Below are 20,376 nucleotides of genomic sequence, written 5' to 3' on the forward strand. Positions count from 1 at the left end.
TCGGAAAGGTGGCCGACATGGCCAGTGGCGATCCCCTTATCGTCCATAGCTTCTCCATCGAACTGGGCGGTCTCCAGGTCGAGTACGTCCAGGAAGTCAGCGGTCTGACCGTCGAGCTGGACGCCATCGAGGTGCAGCAGGTGACCCCGACCGGCGAGCTGGTCATCCGCAAGATCCCCGGTGCCCGCAAGGCCGGCGAGTGCACGATCACCCGCGGCATGGACCAGAGCGGCGAGTTCACCAAGTGGATCAACACCACGTTCCTCGACGGTGCGGTCGACTCGGCGCGTAAGAACATCAGCATCATCATCAACAACTCCGAGCGCCAGGAGACACGGCGTTTCAACCTGATCAACGCCTGGGCCAACAAGTGGGAAGGCCCCTCCCTGAAGGCCGGTGACGCCACGGCCGCGACGGAGAAGGTCACCGTCGTCTACGAGGACATCACGACGGGATGAGACGACGCAGTGTCGCCGGCGGAGATCTCGACATGCTCTCGGCGGAGCAGACGGTGGTGCCGGTCGTCCCGGCACCACCGCCACTGCAGACCGAGTTCACGTTCCAGCTCCCGCGCGGCTACGTCGACGAGAACGGCCAGGTCCACCACGACGGCAGCATGCGCCTCGCCACCGCCCGTGACGAGCTCGCGCCGCTGATCGACGTGCGGGTCAAGCAGAACCCGGCATACCTGTCGGTGGTGCTGCTCAGCCTGGTCGTGACCCGGCTCGGCACCATCACCACGATCCGCACGGAGACGATCGAGCGGCTGTTCGCCTCCGACCTGGCGTTCCTGCAGGATCTCTACCGCCGGATCAACGCCGAAGGCCACACCCTCGCCGAGGTGACCTGCCCGGCCTGCGAGACGACCTTCGACGTCGACCTGGCCGGTGGTCGCCTGGGGGAATCGTGACGTACGGGGCCGGCCGGCTCCACGAGGAGGTCGCGTACGTCGCCTACCACTTCCACTGGCCGCGCGAGGAGATCCTCGGACTCACCCACACCGAGCGACTCCAGTACGTCGAGGAGATCGCGCGTATCAACACCCGGATGAACGAGGACCGATAGCACCATGGCGGTATGGGACAGGCTGCGAGGGCGCAGGCCCCCCACAGAGCCCCCGTCACCATCGTCGGAGGGCTCCTCATCCGGCATGCCTTCATCCGGCACCCCCGCCCCGGCTGGGAACGCCGCCCGCGAGGCCCCGGATCCGGGCTGGTCGTCGCTACCGCCGTTGCGACCCACCATCATGGAGCGCCCGACGCACCTGGTAAGCGACGGCGACCGCTTCACGGCCCGGCTCAGCACCCGCCAGAACCCGTCGTTCCGTACCACGGTCGACCGCGCCCCCACCCCGGACGCCCCTTCCGGGGTGATGCGCGACTTCCTCCGCCCCGCCGGCCCACCCCGCCCCGCAGCCAGGCGTCCGGCCCTTCCGCACCCGACAGCCGACGCGGCGGCTTCCGGCCCAGCGGCGGCTTCCGGCCCAGCGGCGGCTTCCGGCCCAGCGGCGGCTTCCGGCCCAGCGGCGGCTTCCGGCCCGGCGGCGGCTTCCGGTGGATCCACCACGGCGGCGGAGGGACGTGCCGGGCGACCGACGGTGACCCCCCGGCCCTCCGGCCGCTCCCGAGCCATGGTCACGTCGAGCCCGGCCGAGCCCACCCGCCGGCTGTCCGCCCACCCCCGGCCCCCGGTCGCGCGCAGCACTGCCCCGACCCCCCTGGCCAAAAGCCCCGCGGACAGCTCCGGTACCACAGCTCCGGCCGGCGAGAGCTCGCCGCCGGCCCCCGAAACGGTGCAGCGCCAAGCCGCCGACGACTCGGAGACAGCGCAACGCCCGCGACCCCCCGCCCAGCGCTCGTCCACGACCCCTCCCACGGTGCGCCGACCCCGCTCCCCCGGCCTCGGCGAACCCATGGACGGCCCACCGCGGACCGCACGCTTCGGCCCGGCCGACCCGCACCGCCCCACCCGCCGGCCCGCACCCGCACCCGGGCCCGGCACCTCGCCTCCGGTGATCCAACGCAGCAGCCCCCCGGTGACACCGCGCCCCACGACCGGTGAACCAGGCGCCACCCCGGGCCGTCCCGAGCAGGCCGGTCCCGACGCCGTCCGCCCCACGCCCCCCGACCGCGCGCAGGAGAGCCGCACCCAGGCGGGCAGCGCTCCCCTGCGGATGAACGCCGCGGCCAACAGCCAGACGGGCCCTCCGGGACCCGGCACCGTTCAGCGCAGCCCGGATCCGCTGACCGGCAACAGCCCTGCCACGACCACACCAGGATCAGCGAAGCCCACCGGCCCCAGCTCAGCCAGGCCGGTCGTACCGCGGCCGTCAGGACCGGCCGGTCCAGGTAGCCCGGCCAACCAGGGCGGCGCGGCCAGCCAGGGCGGCGCGGCCAACCAGGGCGGCGCGGCCAACCAGGGCGGCGCGGCCAACCAGGGCGGCGCGGCCAACCAGGGCAACCCGGCCAACCAGGGCGGCGCGGCCGGCTCGGGGGCGGGTCGGTCCGGCGAGCCCCGATCGGCTGGTCCCCGCGGGCCGGGGCCGGGGCGAACGAACCTCTCCGGTGCGGGCGGTCCAGGTTCCGGCGCCCCGGGTCCGTCCGCCCCGGGTCCGTCCGCCTCGGGTCCGTCCGCCTCGGGTCCGTCCGCCTCGGGTCCGTCCGCCTCGGGTGGGCCGGGTTCCTCCCGCATGGCCGGGCTGGATGGTCAGGCGGCTACCGCCGGATCGGGTCGCAATGGCGGACCGGGATCGGCACCCGATGGTCGACCGGCCGCTGCACTACCGGTGCAGAGGCTGGCATCATCAGCCCCGACCGGGACCGCACCGTCATCCGGGAACACCGCGTCGCCGGCAGTTCCCGCCCAGGCCGGGAGTTCCTCCTCGTCCGGACCTTCCTCCTCGTCCGGATCTTCAGCATCGTCCGGATCTTCAGCATCGGCCAAAGGCTCGGCGACGTCCGGGAAGTCGGTATCAGCCGGAGGTTCGGGTCGGCTGGGTCTGGGTGCACCGTTGTCCGCCCTGCCGGCATCAGCGACGCCGGCGCCCATGACGAATCCGGTCATGCGCGCACGGTCCGGTTCTGCCGCGGTTCAGCCGTCACGGGCGGGAGGTCGGGACGCCGGGATACCTCGTACGGACGGACAGTTGCCTTTCGCAGGGGGACAGTCACCGCGGGTTAGCGATGGGGCACCCCGGGCCGCCGGCCAGGCAACGGGTCCGGGCGCTCGGTCAGCGCAAGGCAGTGCTCAGGCAGGCGGTCAGCTGACCGCGGCAGGCAGTCAAACAGCGCGAGCAGGTGGTCCGGCAGCGCGAGCTGATGGTCAAACAGCGCGCGCGGATGGTCAGGCAGGCCGATCGGGCCGTCAGTCAGCCCCGGCAAACAGGCCGTCAGATCAGGCAAGCGGGCAGTCAGCCCCGACCGTGCCGGTGGGCGGGCAGTCGGCTCAGGTCGTCGGCCGGGTGGTGCAGCCGGCTCAGCGAGCGCCGCGGATCGGTGGACCGGCACCCCAGGGAGGGCGGTCGGCGGCAGAAGGGCGGCCACTGCTCACAGGCGGGCAGCCCGGGCAGCCCGGGCAGTCCGGGCAGTCCGGGCAGTCCGGGCAGTCCGGGCAGTCCGGGCGTAACACTGGCCCGGGCGGCACACAGGGCGCCGGCCCCAGCGGCACGCAGAGCGCCGGCCCCGGCGGCACGCAGAGCGCAGGTCCGGGCAGCGCGCAGAGCACAGGCCCTGGGCAGGGTGCCGGCAGTGGGCAGAGCGCCGGCCGTGGACAGAGCGCGGGCCGCGGGCGGAGCGTAGGGCAGGACGGCGGGCTGGGCGCGGGGCAGGCGGCGCAGGTGGGTGGTCCGTCGCCCCTCGTCGTCAACCGGGCAGCCGCGCCTGGTGGTCAATCCGCGCAGGGTGGCAGCATCGCGCCGGGCACTCCGGCCGTCAACCGGGTCGTGCAGCTGGGTCCTCAGCGGCCATCGGGCAGCGTTCCTGCCCCTCGACCGGGTGGACAGGACCCGCGATCAAGTGGGCAGACGCCTCGATCGGGCGGGCAGGTACAGCGGGCGGGTATCACTCCGCCGGCACTGGGCCGGCCGGCGCTGGGCCGGCCGGCTCAGGGTGGCCACCAAGCTGGGACCGGACCGGCGCAGGGTGGCGCACATACGGAAAACAGCGAACAAGCAAAAAACGGCGGACGAGCCCGGAGCAGCCAACAAGCTCAGAGCGGGCAACAAGCTCAAGACGGGCAGCAGGCCCGGCTCGATGCACCGCTGGCGCGGGCCGTGTACCAGGTGCCGCCGGCCGAGGGTCACCCGTCGCAGCCTTTTGGACAGTCACCGCGGGCCGGGGGGCAGTCGGCTCAGGGTGCCGGCGTCCCGGCTTCATCGGATGGCGGGAATGCGCTGCAGGCCGGCAACCGGGCGCCGGGCGCGACTGCACAGCAAGGCCCGTCTGTCATCAGCAGAGCGTCACGGTTCGGCGCACAGCCGCTGCGAAGGCCGGCGCGCTCGGGTGGGCAGCCTGCGGACGGTAGCGGTCCGGCAATGGTTCAAGATGCCGGAGGCCCTGGCGGTAGTGCCGTGGGCGGGCCGGCGGCGATGGTCATGCGCCAGTCTGCCGAGGCCGTGCCGGTGGTGGCACCGACGTACCGGGCCGGGTCCGGTGCTGTCGTCGCGCGGGATGTCGTCCGGCCGCGTCCCGCAGGGCATCGGAGCACGCCGGGTTCGCCGTCGGTGGTGCAGCGGGCTGCTTCCGTCAGTGACCCGCCGGGGGCGCCGGGCCGGGGTTCCGCCGGTGGGGCCACCCCGCTGACTCGGGCGGCCGGTGGGTCCGGCACCGGGGTGGCCGCCGCGGTTGCCGCGGCGTGGCAGGCCGGGGCCGGGGCCGAGTCGGCGCGGGCCGCTGTGGTGCAGCGGCAGGCGGCACCGGTTGTTCCGCCGCCCGCACCGGTTGAGGCAGCGCCACGGGTGGAGAGTTCCGGGCGGCCTGCGATCAAGGCCTCCGATGTGGACGCGGTGGTCAACGCACTGCAGGACAAGCATCTTGCCCAGCTGGTGGGGAAGCTGACCGACCTGCATGTGGACACCCTGATCCGGAAGATGACGGACCAGCACGTCGACGGGCTGGTGCAGAAGATGGACGACCGGCTGCTGCTTAAGCTGATCAAGCTGTTCCAGCGGGAGCACATCGATGTGCTGGCGCATCGGTTGACCGAGCCGTTGCAGCGGATGATCCGGGCCGAGATGCGTACCAACCGGGAGCGGGCCGGCCGGCTTCGGGACGGCTGGCGATGACAGCCGGCAGCGGGTATGACGGCGATCAGAAGCGGCAGCGGGCAATGAAGAAGCGGCGGAGGACGACATGAGCGACGACCCGGGGACCAGCGTCCACTTCCGGCTGAACATCGATGGTATCGATCTCGGCGAGTGGAACACCTGTGACGGGCTCGGCATCCAGGTTGAACTGGAAGCGCACCAGGAGGGCGGCAACAATGATTTCGTTTGGCAGCTGCCGTCCCGGCTGGTGTATTCGAACGTGACGTTGACCCGGCCGCTGACCGACGACACCGAGAAGGTGTTCAAGTATCTGTCGAAGCTGCCCCGCAAGGTCAGCCGCGGCACCGCCGAGATCGCCGCGCTCAAGCCGAACCGGGATCTGCTGGTCCAGTGGGGACTCGCCGATGTCGTGCTGGTCCGCTGGTCCGGGCCGACGTTCAACCCGGGTCAGTCGCAGGTCGCGTCGGAGTCCATCGAGCTGGCCTATCACGGCTTCTCGGAGGTGGACGACTGATGGCGGCGCGAACCGGGAAGGTCTCCGCCAGCCTGCAGTTGTTCCAGCCGCCGCCGGCCGGTGGCGATCAGCCGGGCGGGCCGCTGGGCGGGCCGATCACGTTCATGTTCAACCCGAATCAGCTGTCGTTGAGCAAGTCGGCGAACTGGATCCCGCACGTGGCCCGGTCCGCCGAGGACGTGGGCGTCGCCGAATTCAGCGGCTCGGGTCCGCGTACCCTCAGTCTCGAGGTTTTCCTGGATGCGACCAGCTCGCATGACAAGTCCGTGCAGGACCGGGTGGAAAAGCTTTTGACCTGTGTCGTGCCGACCAAGGCGAGCATCGCGGCGAAAGCGCCGTCCCCACCGTGGGTGAAATTCTCGTGGGGACAGTTCCAGACCGTTTCGTTCTATTCCTACGTCAGTCAGATCAATGCGACCTACAAGCTTTTCGACCCGGACGGTACGCCGTTACGGGCCGCCTGTTCGCTGTCGCTGACCGAGATCAGCGGGTCGACGCCGGGCCAGAACCCGACGTCCGGCGCCCTGTCCGCCCAGCGGGTGCATCAGCTGGTGTCCGGAGACTCACTGGAGATGCTCGCCTACCGTGAGTACGGCGATCCGACCCAGTGGCGGGTCATCGCCGAGGCGAACGACATCGACGACCCGGTGCGGTTGAAGCCGGGACGGCAGATCCTGCTGCCCGCGATCGACACCCTCGACGTCATGGCCGTGGACTGATGGCCGGCCGGGGCACCGATCACGTCAACAACGTCATCGTCGGCGTGCCGGGGCAGCTGCCGAAGAAGTGGGAGCGCCGGCTGGTGTCGGCGACGGTCGAGGACAGCACCAACCTCGCCGCCGTGGCGGAGCTGCGGTTCCGCGACGAGAACGGGCTGTTCTACGGCGAGACCGGGGTGGCCATCGGCAGCAAGCTGCAGGTCCGGATCCGCCGGGGGCAGCAGGCCGCGATCCTGCTGTTCAAGGGCGAGGTCGTGACGCTGGAGTCGCAGTACGACGGCGCCGGGACGTTCTCGGTGATCCGGGCCCTCGACGTGTCGCACCGGTTGATGCGCGGGCAGCGGGTGCGCAGTTTCGTGAAGCAGACGGCGTCGGTGATCGCCCGGCGGCTGGCTTCGCAGGGCGGCATCCCGATCGGGAAGATCGACGCGTTCACCCGGTCCTACGACATGATCACCCAGCCGAACGTCAGTGACTGGGAGTTCCTCAAGATGCTCGCGGTCGACAACGACGCCGAGGCGCTGATGATCGACGGGAAGTTCTACTTCCGCAAGGCGGAGCGGGCCTCGACGGCGCCGGCCGCCGGGATGACGCCCGAGCAGAGCCCGAAGGTCATCTCGGGCGGCGACAACGTACTGGCCGTACGGTCCACCGTCACGTCCGTCGGGCAGGTCCCCTCGGTGACCGTCCGCGGCTGGGACCCGGTGCGCAAGAAGTCGTTGAAGACCGAGGTCAAGACGATGACCAGCACCGAGCTCGACATCAAGACGACACCGGTGAAAGCCGTACAGCCGTTCCTGAAGGGTGCGACCGGGCTGAACGTGACCGACGTGCCCTACGAGACCGAGGCCGAGACCGGGGTGGTGGCCCGGGCGGTGGCCGCCGACGTGACCGCGGCGCTGGCCGAGCTCGAGGTCGGGGTGCGGGGCCGGCCCGAGCTGCGGGCCGGGGTGGCGATGCTGCTGAAGAAGGTCGGACCCGAGTTCGACGGTAAGTACACCATCACCGCCAGCCGGCACTCGTTCGCGACCGGGACGTCGTACGAGACCTGGGTGACCGTCAGCGGCCGGCAGGACCGCTCGGTCTACGGTCTGGCCGGTGGTGCCTCCGCGGCGGTCCGGCCGTTGCGGATCCCGGGGATGGCCATCGGGATCGTCACCGACACGAAGGCCGGTGCCGGCCGGGGCGGGAAGGCGACCGCCCGTAAGAACCAGGGCATGGTGCGGTTGCGGTTCCCGTGGCTGACCGACGACGCCGACTATCAGACCGACTGGGTGCGCACGGTGCAGCTGGGCGGGGTCGGTGGCGGCGGGGTCTTCTCGCCGGAGATCAACGACGAGGTGCTGGTCGGTTTCGAGCAGGGGCTGCTCGACCGGCCGTACGTGATCGGCGGTCTCTACAACGGCAAGGACGACCCCTCGAAGGACCACAAGGGCAACTTGATCGACCCGACCACCGGCAAGGTGAACCGGCGGTCGTTCGGCAACCGGGCCGACGACCGGGTCGAGCTGCTCGACGACCGCACCGCGCTGAAGGGTGTCCGGCTGGCGACCGCCAAGGACAAGCTGTACGTGCACCTGGACCGGGCGAAGACCACGATCGTCGTGCACAGCGACGGCAACGTGACGATCGAGGCCACGAACCGGGTCAAGATCAAGGGGAACGGGATCGACATCGATGCCGGTCCCGGGATGCTGAACATGCGCGGCAGCGCGGTCAACATCACCGGCACCGCCACGGCGAGCGTCCGCGCGCCCATCGTGAGACTGAACTGACCGGGGACGAGGAGCCGTAACCATGCCGCATTTTCCCGCCGCCCGCATCGGCGACCCGATCAGCGATCTGGCCACCCCGATCACCCCCGGCCCGCCCACCGGTGTCGTCGGTGGCCCCGGCGTGCCCCCGCTGGCCGGCGTCCCGACCGTGCTCATCGGTGGCAAGCCGGCCGCGGTGGTCGGCACGATGGCGGTCTGCACCCCGCACTACCAGCTGCTCGTGACGAACCTCGTGAAACCGCCGGTGCCGCCGCGGATCGGTGGCCAGGTGCTGATCGGCGGGCTCCCCGCCGCCCGCCAGTTCGACCAGGTGGTCTGCAACGCCCGCATCATCGCCGGCGCGCCGAACGTCCTGATCGGGGGTTGAGATGGCAGAACAGTTCATCGGCAGTGGGTGGGCCTTCCCGCTGCGCGTCGACGCGACCGGCGGCATCGCCCTGGTCAGCCGGGAACGCGAGATCGTCGAGGCGATCCGGCTGATCCTGGCCACCGCCCCCGGCGAACGCCCGATGCGTCCCGAGTTCGGCTGCGGCGTGCACGACTACGTGTTCGCGCCCGCCGACGAGGAGACCGCGGGCAAGATCGCTTTTGAGGTACGACGATCGCTCGACCGGTGGGAGCCGCGCATCGACGTCACCGACGTCGTGGTGGGCTTCGACGACGAGGACGCCGGTGTGCTCTACATCGACGTGCAATACACGATCCGGGGCACCAACGACCCCCGGAACCTGGTCTTCCCGTTCTATGTCATCCCGTCGCACGACGACACCGTCGAAGAGAGTGCCGTCTGATGCCGCTCCCCTCCCCCAACCTCGACGACCGGCGATTCCAGCAGCTCGTCGACGAGGCCAAGAGGTTCATCCAGCAGCGCGCCCCGGAGTGGAGCGACCACAACGTCTCCGACCCGGGCGTGACGCTGATCGAGGCGTTCGCGCACATGGCCGACCAGCTGATCTACCGGCTGAACCGGGTGCCGGAGAAGAACTACCTGGCGTTCCTCGACCTGATCGGGGTGCGGTTGTTCCCGCCCGCCCCGGCCCGCGGCGACGTCACGTTCTGGCTGTCCGGCGCCCAGGAACAGCAGGTGGTGATCGCCGCCGGCACCGAGATCGCGACCGAGCGCACCACCACCGAGGAGGCCGTGGCGTTCACCACGGTCGCCGACCTGCCCATCGTGCCGAGCCACCTCACCCGGTTGCGCCGCCACCCGGCCGCAGGTCCCCCGGTCAACCTGCTCGACGGCGTCGAGGAGGGCCGGGACACCCCGGTGTTCCAGGAGACCCCGGTGATCGGTGACAGCATGCTGATCGGGTTGTCCGCGGCGGTACCGTCCAACGCGGTGCTCCTCGAACTCGACAGCCGCGTCGAGGGTGTCGGTGTCGACCCGCGTCAGCCCCCGCTCGTCTGGGAGGCGTGGACCGGCGACGGCTGGACCGCGTGCGAGGTCGACCGGGACGACACCGGTGGCCTCAACAAGCCGGGCGACGTGATCCTGCACGTCCCGGCCGGCCACGTCGTCTCGGTCCAGGCCGGTCAGCAGGCCGCGTGGATCCGCTGCCGGCTCATCGAACCGCAGCCGGACCAGCCTTTCTACGCCCAGTCGCCGACCGTGCGGGCCGTGACCGTGTCGACCATCGGTGGCACGGTCACCGCCATGCACGCCGAGGCGGTGCTGGACGAACTCCTGGGTGAGGCGGAGGGCGTACCCGGTCAGCGGTTCGTCGTGGCCCGTCCCCCGATCGTGGCCGACGCCGAACCGCTGGTCGTCGAGACGTCGGACGGCGACGGCTGGGTCCGCTGGGACGAGGTCGAGAATTTCGGCAGCTCCGAGCTGTTCGACCGGCACATCATCGTGGAACGCACCAGCGGCGAGATCCAGTTCGGACCGGCGGTGCGGCTCGCCGACGGCACGCTGCGGCAGTACGGCGCGGTGCCCACGGTCGGCGCCCGGATCCGGATCCGGCGCTACCGCACCGGCGGCGGCCGGGAGGGCAATGTGGCCCGGCGCGCGCTCTCGGTGCTGCGCAGCTCCATCCCGTACGTGAGTGTGGTCGAGAATCGTGGGCCCGCCCTCGGTGGCGTCGACGGTGAGACGGTGGCCGAGGGCCGCCTGCGCGGACCGGTGCAGCTGCGCGCCCAGGACCGGGCGGTGACCGCCGCCGACTACGAACTGCTGGCCCGGCAGGCGGCACCCGCCGCGGCCCGGGTCCGTTGCCTGCCCGCCGGTGACGGCAGCGACGCCGGTGGGGTGCGCCTGCTGGTGGTGCCGGCCGTCGTGCCGGACGATGCCGGCCGCATCGAGTTCGAGGATCTGGTGCCCAGCGACAGCATGCTGTCCACCATCGCCGACCACCTCGAGGTCCGCCGCCCGATCGGCGCCCGCCTCCTCGTCGAACCGCCCTTCTACCAGGGTGTCACCGTGGTCGCCCGGCTCCAGCCCCGCCCGGACGCATCCGCGGTGCGCCTGCGGGCCGAGGCCGAGGCCGCCCTGTACCGCTACCTCGACCCGGTCCGCGGCGGCCCCGACGGCCGCGGCTGGCCGTTCGGCCGCCCGGTCCACTCCGGCGAGGTCTTCGGCGTCCTGCAACGCCTCTCCGGCGTCGAGGTCGTCGAAGAGGTCCGGATGTTCCCCGCCGACCCGCTCACCGGCCGGCGCGGCGACGAGGTCACCCGCATCGAACTGGACCGGCACGCCCTGGTCTTCTCCCATCAGCACCAGATCCGGGTGGAGGAACGATGAGCGACCGGGCCGCGGTCCCCGACCTGCTCTCCCCCGACCCGCTCGGCAAACGCCTGCCCGCGGTCTACGCCGACGACGACCTCACCCAGCGCCTGACCGACGGCTTCGACCGGGTCCTCGCGCCGGTGCACGCCACCCTGGACAACCTCTGGGCCTACCTCTCACCGGACCTCGCCCCCGGCGACTTCGTCGACTGGCTGGCCGGCTGGGTCGGTGCCAACGCGGGCCGCGACTGGCCGCTCGACCAGCGCCGGGCCGCGGTCACCCACGCGGTCGCCGCCCACCGGATCCGGGGCACGGCGGCCGGTCTGCGGGCCGAGATCAAGGAAACGTTCGGCATCGACGCGGAAATCCTGGAAAGCGGCGGCACGTCGTGGTCGGCCACGCCGGGCAGCCCACTGCCCGGCCGGGAACAGGCAGACCTTCTGGTACGCGTCCACGTGCCGGATCCCACCGCGCTGCTCACCGAACGCCTCCGCGAATTCGTGGCGGCGAACCGTCCGGCCCACGTCCCGTGCACCATCGAAGTCCTCCCGGCGGCCACCTGATGAACCTGTGCGACAACTGCGGCTCCCCGGTCACCCCGGGTGACGCTTTCTGCGGCGTCTGCGGATCCTTCCTGGACTGGGGAACGGCAGAACCGGCCACGCCCCCACCCCCGGTCAACCCTCCCCCCACTCCGGTCTCAGCCCCCGCGCCGACCCGCGCCGCGGCTCCGGCTCCGACCCCGGTCACCGCGCCTGCTCCGACTCCCACTCCCACCTCCGTCCCGGTTCCCACGCCCGACCCGGATCCGGCCTCGACGCCCGACCCGAATCCGGTCACCGCGCCTGCCCCGGTCCCGACCACGGCGCCGGCGGTTGCAGCCCCGGCGAACCCGGCGCCGGCAAGCACGGCCCTCTCGGGCACGGAGACCCCCTCGGGCACGGAGACCCCCTCGGGCACGGCGGGCACGGCGGGCACGGGCCCAGAGGTTACGGAAGCACCGGCCAGGGCAGCGGCACCGGCGGTGAGAGCTTCGGCGGAAGAGGTCGCGCCGGAGCGGGAAGACCGGCCTGTGGCCAAGGGCTTCCTCGGCCGACTACACAAAAAGGACAGCAAGCCCGACCCGGACTCCGACATGCCGGCTCAGCGCAGGCCGGCGGAAGATGCGGCGACCACCGGGTCACGTACGGTGAGCAAACCGTCGGCCTCTGGGGAGACCACGCCGCCGGCACTCTCCACCACTGGCGATCCGGCTGAGTCGAAGGGCGCGGGCGAACCCGACAAGTCGGCAGCCACCGGGGAGTCGACCCCCACCGTCACGCCCGCGGTGCCGTCCGAGCCGGCGCGGTCGGGCGCCACGACCTCATCCGTCGGCAACGCGGCAGTCGACAGCACATCAGAGCAGCCAGCCTCGGCGATTCCGGCCACCGGCGTGGATGCGACCGGTGAGTCCGCCGCCGATCCGGCGAAAGTCCACGGTGGAGCTGCCGGGGCGACTGACACGCCGGGGTCGGGGCCGGGCTCGGCTCCGGGTGTCCGGAATCGGGCGGCCGCTCTCGTCGTACCTGTGCCTGAGGCTCATAAGCGGGCAGCTGTCCGCACCAGCCCGGCCTCCGCCGCCGCGGCCCCGCCCGGCGTCGGCGATCAGCCGGCGGCAGTGCAGCCGGGTAAGCGGGTTGCTCCCCGGCCCGTGCTGCGGGATTTCAGCGAGACCGAGAGTACGGCCGGCCAGGTCATCTGTCCGGTCTGCGGGACGGCCAATCCCGCCGGGCGGGCGTTCTGCCGGCATTGTGGGAGTTCGCTGGCTCCGGCGGTGGCCGCTGAGAAGGAGAAGCGGCGGTTCCGGTTCCGGTGGCCGAAGGGGCGTGGCCGGTGGCGTCGGTGGCTCGCCGTCATTCTGGTGCTCGCTCTGCTGGCGCTCGCCGCCTGGGCCGCCGTTCAGTACGGGCCCCGGTTGGTCGACGCCGTGCGGGACAAGCTGGCCAAGCCGGTGCTGACCACTCCGGGTGACCTCAAGGCGTCCAGCGCCGCTCCCGGGCATCCGGCGCGGCTGGTCACCGACGGGTTGAGCAACCGGTTCTGGGCTCCCGCGAAGGGTAAAAGTACCGGTCAGTGGGTGGAGATGACGTTCGATCAGCCGGTCCGGGTGCTCGAGATGATCGTCACCGGCGGGGTTTCCCCGGAGCAGGATCTGTATCTCGGCGCGGGGCGCCCGGCCGATCTGGTGGTGTCGATGTGGACTCCCGCGGACGTGCGGACCGACCAGCGGCTGCACCTGTCCGATCATGCCGGGCCGCAGAACTTCTCGATGGCCGTCGGGGATGTCACGCGGATCCGGGTGACGATCGAGTCGGGGTACGACCTGGCTCAGGGGCGGGTTCCGGCGATCGCGGAGATCGAGGTGTTCCGGCGGCCGTGACCCGTCACCGGTCAGGCGGCCCGGCCGCCGAGCACGGCGTGTGCCGCCGCCACGTCGAGGGTGAGCAGCACGCGCTCGTAACGGTTGCGGGTACGCGCCGCGGCGGCGTGGTCGCCGGCCCGCTGCTGCGCGGCGATGAGCAGGCGCCAGCCCGCGTCGTGGTGGTCGTCGAGTTCCAGGGCGCGGCGGGCCGCGTTGGTGGCGGCCACCGGCCGGCCGGAGTCGAGTTCGAGCTCGGCGAGCAGGCCGGCGGCGTCCGCGGCCCGGGAACGGTAACGCTCGCGGTCGGCGACCGCCCACTCGGACGGGCCCTCCTCGGGCAGCAGGTCACCGGTGTAGCTGTGCAGGGCGAAGCGCAGCAGCCGGGTCGCCTCGGCGGGGCTGCCGGTCGCCGCCGCGTGCCGGGCGGCGCGGTCCGCCTCGAGGAACGCGGTCACGTCGCAGTCCGCCGGGTCGTCGATCGCCAGGCGGTAACTGGGGCCGTCGCGGATGATGTAGCGGGAGGCACCGCGGGCCACGCCCGGTTCGAGGAACGTCCGCAGGGTGGACACCGCGACGTGCAGGCTGTTGACGGCGTTGGTCCGGCCGAGTTCGGGCCAGAGCGCGTCGAGGATCTGTTCCCGGTGTACGGCCCGTCCGCCGGCCGCCGCCAGATAGCGCAGCAGAGCACGGCTGCGGGGGCGGATCAGGGCGAGGTCGAGTTCCCGTCCGTCGGCCTCGACCCGGAACCCACCGAAGCAGTACCAGCGCAGCATGCTCTCTTCTCCCTGTCTCGTCGGCGGGCACAGTTGCCCTGTACCGGGACTCGGCCGCTCTGGGAAGGCGGCCGGACGGCACACGATTTGGAGCCGTCTTCTGGGGGAGAGGAACGGCCGCTATGGCGGCCTGCCGAGTGTTGAGCTTTTCCGGGGGACAATGAAAGTCATCACTTCAGGGACATCACGGCATGATCTGTCTGCGATGCTCGTGCCCTGAGTGAGGTCTTCTTACCCTTGGCCGGGAGCGTTGATGTCATCTGAGTCATACCGAAACTACCGGACTTCCGAGCCCACCGTTGTCCGGTGGCCGATCCCGGAGTCCGTCGAGTTGTCCCAGGTGGACTGTGCGGTGGTCGTGGTGCCCGACGGGGCCACCGCCGACCCGTTGACGCTGATCGCCGCGGGGGCCCGCGCCGTGATCGCCGATGAGGACCGGGAGCTGGCCGCGGCGTGGGACGCGGTGCGCACCGGGGGTTCGTACCTGTCCCCCCTGATCCTGGCCAGACTGGACCGGGACCGGCCGGCCCCGCCCGTGGCCCGGCTCGGCCCCCGCGAGGTCGAGACCCTGCGCCTGATCGCGGCCGGGATGACCCACCGGCAGGTCGCGCGCCAGCTCGGTGTCACCGAACAGACCGTCAACACGTACGCGAAGAGGCTCCGTCGCAAACTGGGTGCCGCCAACAAGGCCGACCTGACCCGGCGGGCGGCCGAGTTGGGTTACGCACCCATGTGAGGTAGGAATTGCCGGTGTTCTTGCCTCGTCCCCTCCCGCCCGGTGCGGTTGACTCAGACCCGGGGAGGGCTGATGGATATCTATGCGGTGGTGTCGGAGCCGCTGGCGCAACGGGGGTTGCGCCAGCTGGCCGGTGAGCTCGGCGATGTCCGGGAATGCGTGGTGGTGGGGAGCGCCGGTGCGGTGACCGGCAAGCCGGACGCGGTGCTGACGGTGGGTCAACCACCGGCGGCGATGCGGGTGCTGAGCAGCCGATATCCGACCGTGGCACTGGTCACGGAGGCGACCACCGAGGCGGCGTTCGCGGCGCTGCGGGCCGGGGTGCGTTCGGTGGTGGGGACCTCCGTCGACGCCGCCGAGCTGCGGGTCGCGATCGACGTGGCCCGGGCCGGGGCCGGCTACTTCGGACGATCGCTGTCCGCCCGGATGCGCGACGAGCTCGCCGCGGGGCCGGAGTCGGCGCTCAACCGGCGTGAGACCGAGACGCTGACGTTCATCGCGCACGGGTTCACCCACGCCCAGACCGCTCGCCACCTGGGCGTTTCCGAGGCGACGGTGAACACGTACCTCAACCGGATCCGGAGCAAGCTCCGCGCCGGCAACAAGGCCGACCTGACCCGGCACGCCATCGGCCTGCGCCTGACCCAGCCCGCGTCGTCACGACGGTGAACGGGGGCGTGGGGTGTCGCCGAGCTCGGTGGTGCGGCGGCGCACGCGACTGACATCGGCGAGACGGTGACGTTCGCCGGCCGCGACGAAGACGGCCGCGGCCCGGTCCAGGTGCTCCGCGGCGCTGTCCCGGTCGCCCTCGGTGATGGCGATCTCCGCCAGGGCGAGGTGGGCCGCGCCCGACTCCGCCGGGTCGTCGCCGGCCGCGAAATCGGCGAGCGCCTCGGTCAGGATCGTCCTGGCCCGCGTGGTCTCGCCCAGCTCGGCCAGGACCATACCGAGCTGCGACCGCAGATAGCCGCGGACGGCGAACCCCGCGAGGTGGTCGGCGACCTCCGACTGCCACCGGGCGAGCGCGGCCTCGAGAACATCCTGCGCCGCGAGCAGGTCACCGCCGGAGCGGAGCAGCTCGGCCTGCGCCCGCGCCACGACGATGCCGGCCAGCCGGTCACGGAGCCCGGCGAAGATCGTCTCCGCCTCCACGAGATGGGACATGGCCGTCCCGGTGTCACCGCGCGCGATGAGCACCGCGGCCAGATACCGCAGCGCCCAGCCGACAACGGTCGCGTCCCCGGCCGCCCGGCCGAGACGCAGGGCCTTCACATGATGCCCGTACGCGGCGTCCGGGCTGCCCCGGGTGAGCCGCAGCGCCCAGCCGAGGTTGTTCTCCTGGGTCGCCTCCGCCCGCGGATCGCCGAGAGCCGTGGCCGCGTCCACCGCGAGCTGGAAGAACTCCGGCCAGGGCAGGGCCGCGTGACGCCGGTCGGAATACCAGTACAGGTCCCGGGCAGCGGCCAGCACCGCGGCGGGCCGCTTCCGCGCGGCGACATGCCGGACCGCCCACCACAGTGCCGCCTGCTCCGCGTCGAGCCAGGCCAGAGCCGCCTCAGCCCCGGCGAAAGCCCCGGCGAAAGCCCCGGCGGAAGCCCCCGCGACAGGCCCGGCGGAAGCCCCCGCGACAGGCCCCGCGACAGGCCCCTCGACAGGCCCCGCGAAAGCCCCGGCGGGGGTAGCCGGCGGGCGGGGTTGGTCGGGTTCGAGCCAGAGGCCGGCCGCGGTGCAGCGGGTCAGTACGTGGGTGGCCAGCCGGTCCTGGGCCGCGAGGCGGTCGGCCGGATCGTCCTCGGTGCCGGCCCGGGCGCGGGCGAACAGCGCCAGCAGGTCGTGCAGGGTGAAGCGGCCGGTCACCTGGGACGGGTTGACCAGGCCGGCGTCCACCAGCGCGTCCAGGTTTTCCTCGGCCGTCGGTACGTCGACGTCGAGCAGCGCCGCCACCAGCTCGGGGGAATAGGTCGGCAGGGGTGCGGCGGACAGCGACCGCAGCGTACGCCGGGCCGGTTCGTCGAGCAGGCGGTAGGACAGCTCGAACGCGCTCCGCACACCGAGGTCGCCGACGTGCAGGCGGTCCAGGCGGTGCTGTTCGTCGCGGAGGCGTTCGGTCAGGGCCTGGACACTCCACTCGGGGCGGATGACCAGACGGTTGGCGGCGACTCTCAGGGCCAGGGGCAGGCCACCGCACAGCCGGGCCAGCTCGGCCGCCGCGGCCGGCTCCATCTCGATGCGGTCCGCGCCGACGGCTTCGGTGAGCAGGCCGTACGCCTCCCGGTCGGTCAGTGTGCCGAGGACGATGTGCTCGGCGGCGGAGAGGCCGCCGAGCGTGTTGCGGCTCGAGACCAGCGTCAGCCAGCCGGAGCCGGCCGGAAGCAGCGGGCGGACCTGGGCCTCGTCGCGGGCGTTGTCGAGGACCAGCAGGCCGCGGCCGCCTCCGGTGACCCGGCGCCAGGCGGCGGTGCGGCCGTCCACCGTCTCCGGGAAACTCTCGAGACCGAGCGCGGCCAGCACCTGGCTGAGCGCGTCGGCGGTGGTGGTGGGTTCGTCGTCCATGCCGCGCAGGCTCACGAAGAACGCCCCGGTGGGGAACATCGGCGCCAGCGCACCGGCGGCCCGCACCGCGAGGCTGGTCTTGCCGATCCCGGGCGGGCCGGCGAGCACCACCGTGCGCGGGCCGCCGGGCCCGGCGAGCGCGGTGATGCGCCGCAACGGTCCATGGCGGCCCACGAAGTCGGGGAGGGCGCCCGGCAGCGAGACGCCGGACGGGTCAGCCGGGTCGTCGGCGGCCGGGCGGGTGTCGAGGAGCCGGTGCCGGTCCGCCTCAGTGAGCCCGAGCCGGTCGGCGATCTGTTCCAGGGTGCGGCGCCGGGGCCGGGCGACCCGGCCCAGTTCGAGGTTGCGGACGGTGCGCACGGCCACCCCGGCGAGGTCGGCCAGCTCCTCCTGGGTGAGGCCGGCCGCGAGCCGGTTGCGCCGGAGCAGACCGGCCAGCCGCGAGTTACCGGCGCCCGACGGGGATTTGTCCGGCCGGGGATGGTTCAGCCGGGCTCCCGATCCATCGACAACAGTCACCCTCCGGATACTGACACACTCCGCTGTGCTGATCCTGGACACGCCGATGTCGGGGATCCCACACATCTCGTACGTCACCTGAACCTGGGCCGATTCCGCACGTTGTCCTCTGCGGGGGAAACAAAGGAACAGGAATACCGGTGAGTGGTCCCGTCTCTACTTGGGGGTGGGGGCGGGACCTTCGCACCATGACGGGAGGCCATGACGGGAGGGGCCGTGTCCACATCGCGCCATGTCCGCACTGCGGCACGCCGAGGCCGTCCCACCGACGGCGGCCGGCGGCCATGATCCGATCATGATCCCCATCACGGCGGGTACCAGATTCCGGGCCGAGCTGCGGCGAGGTGCCGGCGGGTCGTTCGGGTTCGCCGTGCCCCTGGACGTCATCGTGCAGCTCGGTGTCGGGCGTCCGGGTGTGGTGGTCACCGTCAACGGCTACAGCTTCCGCACGACGATCGTCCGCACGCCTCGCGGACACTGGCTCCGGGTCACCCCGTGGCGCCGGATCGCGGCCCGTATCACCACCGGCCGGCATCATGACATCGATATCGAGCTGAATCTGCCCCGCCGTGCCACGATGGGTTCATGACGGACTATGACGTCATCGTCGTGGGCAGCGGGTTCGGCGGCAGTGTCACGGCCCTGCGGCTGACCGAGAAGGGGTACCGGGTCGGCGTGCTCGAGGCGGGCCGGCGCTGGGATGCCGGCAGCCTGCCCCGGACGTCATGGGACCTGCGCGGATTCCTGTGGGCGCCCGTGTTCGGGCTGCGGGGCATCCAGCGGATCACGCTGCTCAAGGACATCGTCGTGCTCTCGGCCGCGGGCGTCGGCGGCGGCTCCCTGGTGTACGCGAACACGTTGTACCACCCACCGCCCGGGTTCTTCGCCGACGAGCGCTGGTCCGGGATCACCGACTGGGCCGGTGAGCTGGCGCCACACTACGACCAGGCGTCACGGATGCTCGGCGTGACCGTGCAACCGTCGATGACCCCGTCCGACCGGGTGGTCGCGGCCGTCGCGGACGAGATGGGCGTCGGGGCCACTTTCCGCCGTACCCCGGTGGGGGTCTTCTTCGGCGCGCCCGGCCGGACCGTCCCCGATCCGTATTTCGGGGGTGCCGGGCCGGACCGGACCGGGTGCACCGAGTGCGGTGACTGCATGATCGGCTGCCGGACCGGCGCGAAGAACCGGCTCGACCTCAACTATCTGCATCTGGCCGAGCGGGCCGGCGCGGTGATCCACCCGGACACCGAGGTGACCGGGCTGCGGCCGATCCACGGCGGGTGGCGGGTGCAGACGCGGCGACGGGTCCTCACCGCGGGTCAGGTGGTGCTCGCCGCGGGGGCGCTCGGCACCCAGCGGCTGCTGCACGCCATGCGCGACACCGGGCGGATGCCCGCGCTCTCCGCCCGCCTCGGTTCGCTGACCAGGACGAACTCGGAGGCGTTGCTCGGCGCCCAGACCGTACGCGTACCGCAGGATCCGTTCTCGGCGGGAGTGGCGATCACGTCCTCGTTCCATCCGGACCCCGACACCCACATCGAGCCGGTCCGTTACGGGCCCGGCAGCAATGCGATGGGCCTGCTCACGACGCTGCTGGTGGACGGTGGCGGCCGCGTGCCGCGGCCGCTGCGGTTCCTGGGACAGGCGTTGCGGCATCCGGGTCTGCTGGCCCGTTCGCTGTCCAACCGGCGGTGGAGCGACCGGACCATCATCGCGCTGGTCATGCAGTCCACCGACAATTCCCTGACGGTACGCCGGACCCGGCGCGGCCGCCTCACCACCGGCCCCGGTCACGGCCCGGCCAATCCGACGTGGATACCGGTCGGGCACGACGCCGTCCGGCGGATGGCCCGGCACATCGGGGGTCATCCGGGTGGTGCCGTCGGCGACGTGTTCGACATCCCGATGACCGCGCACATCCTCGGCGGTGCGACGATCGGTGCTTCGCCCGCGACCGGGGTCGTCGACGCCTATCAGCGCGTTTTCGGATACCCCGGGCTGCACGTGGTGGACGGTTCGGTGATCCCCGCGAACCTCGGCGTGAACCCCTCGCTCACGATCACCGCGCTGGCCGAACGCGCGATCGCGCTGTGGCCGAACAAGGGCGACACCGATCCCCGGCCGCCCCTCGGTGGCGCATACGTCCGGCACAATCCGGTGCCGCCACGCTCGCCGGCCGTTCCCGCACATGCCCCGGGGGCGCTACGGAACGCGACCGGTTGAGCGCGAAATCGACGTGCCGTAGAACACATTGATGGTGGCGATGAAGTGTTGCCACAGCGTTTCTGGTGTTAGTCATCGCAGCTCAAGGGCCACCCGGCCGCCCGCCGACAAAGGGCGGCCCATTTCGGCGGCCGGGCACCCATGCGACGAATAACACGGATCTCCAACGCGC

22 protein-coding genes and 1 pseudogene are annotated in these 20,376 nt (G+C 71.9%); 17 read left to right on the forward strand and 6 right to left on the reverse strand.

Annotated elements, in window-relative coordinates; genetic code table 11:
* Positions 1 to 17: 17 nt before the first annotated feature.
* From ACIA6A_RS02415 to ACIA6A_RS02425, 3 genes are read left to right on the forward strand one after another with little or no spacing between them, the layout of a single operon-like run.
* A complete protein-coding gene (locus ACIA6A_RS02415; protein WP_396095593.1) occupies positions 18 to 458 on the forward strand; it encodes a phage tail protein in 441 nt (146 codons plus the stop codon).
* A complete protein-coding gene (locus ACIA6A_RS02420; protein ID WP_396095594.1) occupies positions 455 to 910 on the forward strand; it encodes a hypothetical protein in 456 nt (151 codons plus the stop codon). Before ACIA6A_RS02415 ends, ACIA6A_RS02420 begins: the two co-directional genes overlap by 4 nt.
* The gene (locus ACIA6A_RS02425) at positions 907 to 1,065 is read left to right on the forward strand and encodes a DUF6760 family protein (RefSeq protein WP_396095595.1); all 159 of its coding nucleotides are present in this window, start codon (positions 907 to 909) and stop codon (positions 1,063 to 1,065) included. The genes ACIA6A_RS02420 and ACIA6A_RS02425 overlap by 4 nt, the downstream gene beginning before the upstream one ends.
* A gap of 1,641 nt (positions 1,066 to 2,706) precedes the next feature.
* On the opposite strand, the gene ACIA6A_RS02430 is transcribed toward ACIA6A_RS02425, so the two are convergent.
* The 3 genes from ACIA6A_RS02430 to ACIA6A_RS02440 form a co-directional block, all read right to left on the reverse strand.
* On the reverse strand, positions 2,707 to 3,063 hold the full coding sequence (locus ACIA6A_RS02430) for a hypothetical protein (protein WP_396095596.1): 357 nt from the start codon (positions 3,061 to 3,063) through the stop codon (positions 2,707 to 2,709).
* Between the two features lie 113 nt (positions 3,064 to 3,176).
* A complete protein-coding gene (locus ACIA6A_RS02435) occupies positions 3,177 to 3,401 on the reverse strand; it encodes a hypothetical protein (RefSeq protein WP_396095597.1) in 225 nt (74 codons plus the stop codon).
* A gap of 8 nt (positions 3,402 to 3,409) precedes the next feature.
* On the reverse strand, positions 3,410 to 3,889 hold the full coding sequence (locus ACIA6A_RS02440) for a hypothetical protein (protein WP_396095598.1): 480 nt from the start codon (positions 3,887 to 3,889) through the stop codon (positions 3,410 to 3,412).
* Positions 3,890 to 4,993: 1,104 nt separating this feature from the next.
* Between ACIA6A_RS02440 and ACIA6A_RS02445 the strand changes: the two genes are divergently transcribed.
* From ACIA6A_RS02445 to ACIA6A_RS02480, 8 genes are all read left to right on the forward strand, one after another.
* A complete protein-coding gene (locus ACIA6A_RS02445; RefSeq protein WP_396095599.1) occupies positions 4,994 to 5,281 on the forward strand; it encodes a hypothetical protein in 288 nt (95 codons plus the stop codon).
* Between the two features lie 67 nt (positions 5,282 to 5,348).
* The gene (locus ACIA6A_RS02450; RefSeq protein ID WP_396095600.1) at positions 5,349 to 5,777 is read left to right on the forward strand and encodes a phage tail protein; all 429 of its coding nucleotides are present in this window, start codon (positions 5,349 to 5,351) and stop codon (positions 5,775 to 5,777) included.
* Entirely contained in the window at positions 5,777 to 6,496 is a 720-nt protein-coding gene (locus tag ACIA6A_RS02455; RefSeq protein ID WP_396095601.1) for a peptidase M23, read from the forward strand. The genes ACIA6A_RS02450 and ACIA6A_RS02455 overlap by 1 nt, the downstream gene beginning before the upstream one ends.
* On the forward strand, positions 6,496 to 8,271 hold the full coding sequence (locus tag ACIA6A_RS02460) for a VgrG-related protein (protein WP_396095602.1): 1,776 nt from the start codon (positions 6,496 to 6,498) through the stop codon (positions 8,269 to 8,271). Before ACIA6A_RS02455 ends, ACIA6A_RS02460 begins: the two co-directional genes overlap by 1 nt.
* 22 nt (positions 8,272 to 8,293) lie before the next feature.
* Positions 8,294 to 8,638: a PAAR domain-containing protein gene (locus tag ACIA6A_RS02465; RefSeq protein WP_396095603.1), complete on the forward strand. Its 345-nt coding sequence runs from the start codon at positions 8,294 to 8,296 to the stop codon at positions 8,636 to 8,638.
* Position 8,639: 1 nt separating this feature from the next.
* Entirely contained in the window at positions 8,640 to 9,062 is a 423-nt protein-coding gene (locus ACIA6A_RS02470; protein ID WP_396095604.1) for a GPW/gp25 family protein, read from the forward strand.
* The gene (locus ACIA6A_RS02475) at positions 9,062 to 11,011 is read left to right on the forward strand and encodes a putative baseplate assembly protein (protein WP_396095605.1); all 1,950 of its coding nucleotides are present in this window, start codon (positions 9,062 to 9,064) and stop codon (positions 11,009 to 11,011) included. Before ACIA6A_RS02470 ends, ACIA6A_RS02475 begins: the two co-directional genes overlap by 1 nt.
* Positions 11,008 to 11,559, forward strand: a complete 552-nt coding sequence (locus ACIA6A_RS02480) for a phage tail protein (protein WP_396095606.1) — start codon at positions 11,008 to 11,010, stop codon at positions 11,557 to 11,559. The genes ACIA6A_RS02475 and ACIA6A_RS02480 overlap by 4 nt, the downstream gene beginning before the upstream one ends.
* A 580-nt stretch (positions 11,560 to 12,139) precedes the next feature.
* On the opposite strand, the gene ACIA6A_RS02485 is transcribed toward ACIA6A_RS02480, so the two are convergent.
* Positions 12,140 to 12,424 carry a hypothetical protein gene (locus ACIA6A_RS02485; protein WP_396095607.1) on the reverse strand — a complete coding sequence of 95 codons (285 nt, stop codon included), beginning with the start codon at positions 12,422 to 12,424 and terminating at the stop codon, positions 12,140 to 12,142.
* 262 nt (positions 12,425 to 12,686) lie between these two features.
* On the opposite strand from ACIA6A_RS02485, the pseudogene ACIA6A_RS02490 reads away from it, so the two are divergent.
* Together ACIA6A_RS02490 and ACIA6A_RS02495 are read left to right on the forward strand one after the other, a co-directional pair.
* A pseudogene (locus tag ACIA6A_RS02490) lies at positions 12,687 to 12,794 on the forward strand (zinc-ribbon domain-containing protein); the annotation flags it as partial.
* A gap of 102 nt (positions 12,795 to 12,896) precedes the next feature.
* On the forward strand, positions 12,897 to 13,415 hold the full coding sequence (locus tag ACIA6A_RS02495) for an NADase-type glycan-binding domain-containing protein (protein WP_396096427.1): 519 nt from the start codon (positions 12,897 to 12,899) through the stop codon (positions 13,413 to 13,415).
* Between the two features lie 11 nt (positions 13,416 to 13,426).
* On the opposite strand, the gene ACIA6A_RS02500 is transcribed toward ACIA6A_RS02495, so the two are convergent.
* Positions 13,427 to 14,170, reverse strand: a complete 744-nt coding sequence (locus tag ACIA6A_RS02500; protein WP_396095608.1) for a BTAD domain-containing putative transcriptional regulator — start codon at positions 14,168 to 14,170, stop codon at positions 13,427 to 13,429.
* A 253-nt stretch (positions 14,171 to 14,423) separates the two neighbouring features.
* Here ACIA6A_RS02500 and ACIA6A_RS02505 point away from each other — a divergent pair, with 253 nt between their 5' ends.
* Positions 14,424 to 14,906: a response regulator transcription factor gene (locus ACIA6A_RS02505; RefSeq protein WP_396095609.1), complete on the forward strand. Its 483-nt coding sequence runs from the start codon at positions 14,424 to 14,426 to the stop codon at positions 14,904 to 14,906.
* Positions 14,907 to 14,978: 72 nt separating this feature from the next.
* Complete coding sequence (locus tag ACIA6A_RS02510; RefSeq protein ID WP_396095610.1) at positions 14,979 to 15,575, forward strand: response regulator transcription factor; 597 nt, start codon at positions 14,979 to 14,981, stop codon at positions 15,573 to 15,575.
* Here the strand turns inward: ACIA6A_RS02510 and ACIA6A_RS02515 are convergent.
* On the reverse strand, positions 15,564 to 17,978 hold the full coding sequence (locus tag ACIA6A_RS02515) for an ATP-binding protein (protein WP_396095611.1): 2,415 nt from the start codon (positions 17,976 to 17,978) through the stop codon (positions 15,564 to 15,566). The genes ACIA6A_RS02510 and ACIA6A_RS02515 overlap by 12 nt on opposite strands.
* A gap of 295 nt (positions 17,979 to 18,273) precedes the next feature.
* On the opposite strand from ACIA6A_RS02515, the gene ACIA6A_RS02520 reads away from it, so the two are divergent.
* Both ACIA6A_RS02520 and ACIA6A_RS02525 read left to right on the forward strand, forming a co-directional pair.
* On the forward strand, positions 18,274 to 18,567 hold the full coding sequence (locus tag ACIA6A_RS02520) for a DUF1905 domain-containing protein (protein WP_396095612.1): 294 nt from the start codon (positions 18,274 to 18,276) through the stop codon (positions 18,565 to 18,567).
* Positions 18,564 to 20,204, forward strand: coding sequence for a GMC oxidoreductase (locus ACIA6A_RS02525; RefSeq protein WP_396095613.1), 1,641 nt, complete (start codon positions 18,564 to 18,566; stop codon positions 20,202 to 20,204). Before ACIA6A_RS02520 ends, ACIA6A_RS02525 begins: the two co-directional genes overlap by 4 nt.
* Positions 20,205 to 20,376: the final 172 nt, after the last annotated feature.

It is taken from the genome of Actinoplanes sp. NPDC051494 (assembly GCF_044454705.1).
Classification (GTDB): Bacteria; Actinomycetota; Actinomycetes; order Mycobacteriales; family Micromonosporaceae; genus Actinoplanes.

What these genes read in the sequence shown, in the direction of transcription:
- ACIA6A_RS02460 (WP_396095602.1), top strand. Translation starts at nt 6,496, where the DNA reads ATGGCCGGCCGGGGCACCGATCACGTCAACAACGTCATCGTCGGCGTG.
- ACIA6A_RS02510 (WP_396095610.1), top strand. Translation starts at nt 14,979, where the DNA reads ATGGATATCTATGCGGTGGTGTCGGAGCCGCTGGCGCAACGGGGGTTG.
- ACIA6A_RS02470 (WP_396095604.1), top strand. Translation starts at nt 8,640, where the DNA reads ATGGCAGAACAGTTCATCGGCAGTGGGTGGGCCTTCCCGCTGCGCGTC.
- ACIA6A_RS02520 (WP_396095612.1), top strand. Translation starts at nt 18,274, where the DNA reads ATGATCCCCATCACGGCGGGTACCAGATTCCGGGCCGAGCTGCGGCGA.
- ACIA6A_RS02430 (WP_396095596.1), bottom strand. Translation starts at nt 3,063, where the DNA reads ATGACCGGATTCGTCATGGGCGCCGGCGTCGCTGATGCCGGCAGGGCG.
- ACIA6A_RS02465 (WP_396095603.1), top strand. Translation starts at nt 8,294, where the DNA reads ATGCCGCATTTTCCCGCCGCCCGCATCGGCGACCCGATCAGCGATCTG.
- ACIA6A_RS02525 (WP_396095613.1), top strand. Translation starts at nt 18,564, where the DNA reads ATGACGGACTATGACGTCATCGTCGTGGGCAGCGGGTTCGGCGGCAGT.
- ACIA6A_RS02480 (WP_396095606.1), top strand. Translation starts at nt 11,008, where the DNA reads ATGAGCGACCGGGCCGCGGTCCCCGACCTGCTCTCCCCCGACCCGCTC.
- ACIA6A_RS02450 (WP_396095600.1), top strand. Translation starts at nt 5,349, where the DNA reads ATGAGCGACGACCCGGGGACCAGCGTCCACTTCCGGCTGAACATCGAT.
- ACIA6A_RS02500 (WP_396095608.1), bottom strand. Translation starts at nt 14,170, where the DNA reads ATGCTGCGCTGGTACTGCTTCGGTGGGTTCCGGGTCGAGGCCGACGGA.
- ACIA6A_RS02415 (WP_396095593.1), top strand. Translation starts at nt 18, where the DNA reads ATGGCCAGTGGCGATCCCCTTATCGTCCATAGCTTCTCCATCGAACTG.
- ACIA6A_RS02475 (WP_396095605.1), top strand. Translation starts at nt 9,062, where the DNA reads ATGCCGCTCCCCTCCCCCAACCTCGACGACCGGCGATTCCAGCAGCTC.
- ACIA6A_RS02505 (WP_396095609.1), top strand. Translation starts at nt 14,424, where the DNA reads ATGTCATCTGAGTCATACCGAAACTACCGGACTTCCGAGCCCACCGTT.
- ACIA6A_RS02420 (WP_396095594.1), top strand. Translation starts at nt 455, where the DNA reads ATGAGACGACGCAGTGTCGCCGGCGGAGATCTCGACATGCTCTCGGCG.
- ACIA6A_RS02455 (WP_396095601.1), top strand. Translation starts at nt 5,777, where the DNA reads ATGGCGGCGCGAACCGGGAAGGTCTCCGCCAGCCTGCAGTTGTTCCAG.